The sequence below is a fragment of the Sphaerochaeta sp. S2 genome (genome assembly GCF_016406725.1).
In the GTDB taxonomy this organism is placed as follows: domain Bacteria; phylum Spirochaetota; class Spirochaetia; order Sphaerochaetales; family Sphaerochaetaceae; genus Sphaerochaeta.
On sequence record NZ_JAEKNT010000551.1, the window covers coordinates 1 to 3,016 of the forward strand.

General features: G+C 48.2%; 2 protein-coding genes and 1 pseudogene. 2 read left to right on the forward strand and 1 reads right to left on the reverse strand.

Features of this window, described 5'->3' with window-relative positions; translation table 11 throughout:
• The first annotated feature begins 236 nt into the window (after nucleotides 1-236).
• Nucleotides 237-1,286 (forward strand): hypothetical protein, encoded by a 1,050-nt coding sequence (locus tag JF818_RS16220; protein ID WP_198893080.1) that lies wholly within the window; start codon nucleotides 237-239, stop codon nucleotides 1,284-1,286.
• Here JF818_RS16220 and murB read toward each other — a convergent pair.
• Nucleotides 1,246-2,163 carry a UDP-N-acetylmuramate dehydrogenase gene (murB, locus tag JF818_RS16225; RefSeq protein ID WP_198893081.1) on the reverse strand — a complete coding sequence of 306 codons (918 nt, stop codon included), beginning with the start codon at nucleotides 2,161-2,163 and terminating at the stop codon, nucleotides 1,246-1,248. The two genes, JF818_RS16220 and murB, sit on opposite strands and share 41 nt — an antisense overlap.
• A gap of 51 nt (nucleotides 2,164-2,214) precedes the next feature.
• Here murB and cysS point away from each other — a divergent pair.
• Nucleotides 2,215-3,016 (forward strand): annotated as a pseudogene (cysS, locus tag JF818_RS16230) (cysteine--tRNA ligase); the annotation flags it as partial.

Consider the following 3,016-nt stretch of genomic DNA (forward strand, 5'->3'; position numbering starts at 1 on the left):
GCGTCATCGATGCAGACATGCAGGGTGCACTTTCCCAGTCCCTTGATCCAGACGTAGGAGGATGCATCCATCTCCAGGCGCTCCCCGAAGTACTTGCTCCTGGGCTTGGTCGGGTGGACCCATACCCCTGGAATTTTTCCAAGAATCCTGTCATTTCACAATAACTTTCTCAGATGACATTTTCCCTTACGGTTGACACATGAAGCGAAAAAAGAACCTTTAGTTCTTTTCCACTTATGAAGGTATTTCTTTGCCTGTGGTTTTGGACACTTCCCCTCTTCCTGCATGCGCAAACAACAGTACAAGGTTCATTTATTCCTCTGCAGAAAGCCATGAACATTGATTACCATAGTGAGGAAGAGAGAGAAGATTTCCGCTTAAAGCTCTTTCTCTCCTCTTCTGAGCTGCAGATTGAACCATATGTTTCTTATGAGGGAAAAGTCTGGAGCTTCAGTTATAAGCCCAGGACTTTCCTCGAAAGGGTATGGTCCAGCAGTTCATTGGAAAAAGAAGACATACGTCTCTCTTACCTGTACAGGGAAGAGAATAACAGGGTCTTCCACATACAGGGAATGCAAGGAGGAATGGCATATCAACTTGCAGAAGGACACACTCCTGACCCATCGGTATATTCGTGGAATGAACAACCTGGAAAGGTGTATCTCTTCTGGGATCAAGAGAGCCCTCATGTGGATCTCTCTCTTGTTGCCTCTTGGGGGAAGGGAGAGCGCTTTTCTCTCTCCCATGATATCTCAATCTCACAGAGGGCGCTTTCATTCGATTGGAAGTTCGGTGGAACCTCAGAAAGGCAAACGCAATCTTTCGCCCTGCAGATGAGAAGTCATGGCCTACAGGCATCGTGGAGAGGGGAGATACAGACAGGTCCCTCCCCGGTTTTTGGTGGGCAGAGGCAAGAGATGGAACAATCTGTACACTCTAAAATCAGGTATACATGGAAGACGATTACCTTGGAGAGTAGTTTTGATAGGTGGGTGAAAACCAGAACATCCGGAGAGGAGAGCAGGAAGACCAGCTACCAAGTATCAGGACAGTGGATGGGCTACACAGTGGATGTCACTTGGAACAGTACTGATGGAATGTCGTTGGAGATGAAGGCAGAACAGGGAACAATCAGTCTTGGCAGGGATGGCATTGCATTTTCCCTGCTTCTTAAGAAGGGTCCCCTGTCTCTGGCCATCGAAAAAGATGTCAACGAGCAGTTGTCACTTACCTATTCATTTCGCTTTACCACCGGCCAAGATAGTGGATCTCTTCTTGCAAGGTGATATGGAATTCACTCTGTACCACAGCCCTGATGTATTCGATCAAGGCTCTTACATCTTCACTGGTGGCCTTCCCCTCACGATTGATGATGATGTTGGCATGGCTTGGGGATACGCTGGCCCCCCCGATCGTATGCCCCTTGAGATTGCAGGCATCAATGAGGGCAGCAGCTTTCTTTCCTTCTGGATTCTTGAATACTGACCCAAGGCTTGGATAGTCATACAGACCTTTATGCTTACGATGTTTTTTTACCGTGTCCTTGCGTTTTCTTACCTCACTGGTTTGTGTGGTAGGCTTTAACCGGAATCCTGCTTCATAGATGATCAAATCATCCCTGCCGGTAAAAGGGGAGTGGCGATAGGAGAACTCATCCTGATGAATTTGCATCCTATGAAGTTTCCCATCCAAGGTCATATAGTCGACATAGTAGAGAAGGTCCCCAATCTGTACACCGTTTGCACCGCTGTTTCCATAGATAGCGCCACCCACTGTTCCAGGGATGCCACCGAGCATTTCCAGCCCTTCCAGTCCGTCCTCAATTGCCTGTGAGATGGCTTTATCCAGAGGACAACCTGAGCGGACACAAAACATCTCCCCTTGTACATGTCTTCGGGCAAGGTGGCCAGTGAGGATAACCAGTCCTTCCACACCCTTGTCACTGATCAAGGTATTGGTTGCTCCCCCAAGAATTGAGAGGGGAAGGTTATTGTCCTTTGCATGGTTTATCAGGATTCTCAGTTCCTCGAAATTAGTGGGATAGGCAGCCCATTGGGCATTTCCCCCACACTGAATACTACTGTGTGAAGCGAGTTCCAGATTCTCCATGAGCAGGTGGTCAAGGTTGATTTTTTCAATACTATTGCGTACATTGGTAGGCATGGAGACATCTTACCCCCTTTTTTTGGGGTGGGCAACCTAAAGGAGCTCTCAATGCCTGTCTTTCTCTATAATACCATGAGTCGTAGTTTGGAAGCATTTGAACCATTACACGATAAGGAGGTAGGTCTCTACTCATGTGGACCTACTGTATACAACTATGCACATATCGGAAATCTAAGGACCTTTTTGTTTGAGGACCTGCTCAAGCGCACACTGCTTGTCTCCGGTTTCAAGGTAAACCATGTCATGAACATCACAGATGTCGGACACTTGACCGGAGATGGGGATGAAGGTGAGGACAAGATCGAGAAAATGGCAAGCCAGACCCATAGGAGTGTCTGGGAGATTGCCCAGTTCTATACCGATGCATTCTTCAAGGATTATGACTCCTTGCATATGATCCGGCCCAGTGTTGTCTGCAAGGCAACCGACCATATCCAGCAGATGATCGATCTGATCAAGAGGCTGGAGGAGAGCGGCCATACCTATGTCAGTGGGGGCAATGTCTATTTCAGCATCGATTCAATTCCCGACTATGGTAAACTGGCTCGACTCGATCTCGATTCCCTCAAGACCGCTGTTCGTGATGATGTAAGCAGTGATGACAACAAGAAAAATCCCAAGGACTTTGTGCTCTGGTTCACCAAGAGCAAGCATGGGGAGCAGGCAATGATGTGGGATTCCCCATGGGGAAAGGGCTTTCCCGGTTGGCATATTGAGTGCTCCGCGATGAGCATGCACTACCTGGGGGAGTCGTTTGACATCCACTGTGGCGGAATTGATGCAATTCCCGTTCATCACACCAATGAGATTGCGCAAAGTGAGGCTGCAACCGGCAAGCAGTGGGTGAAGT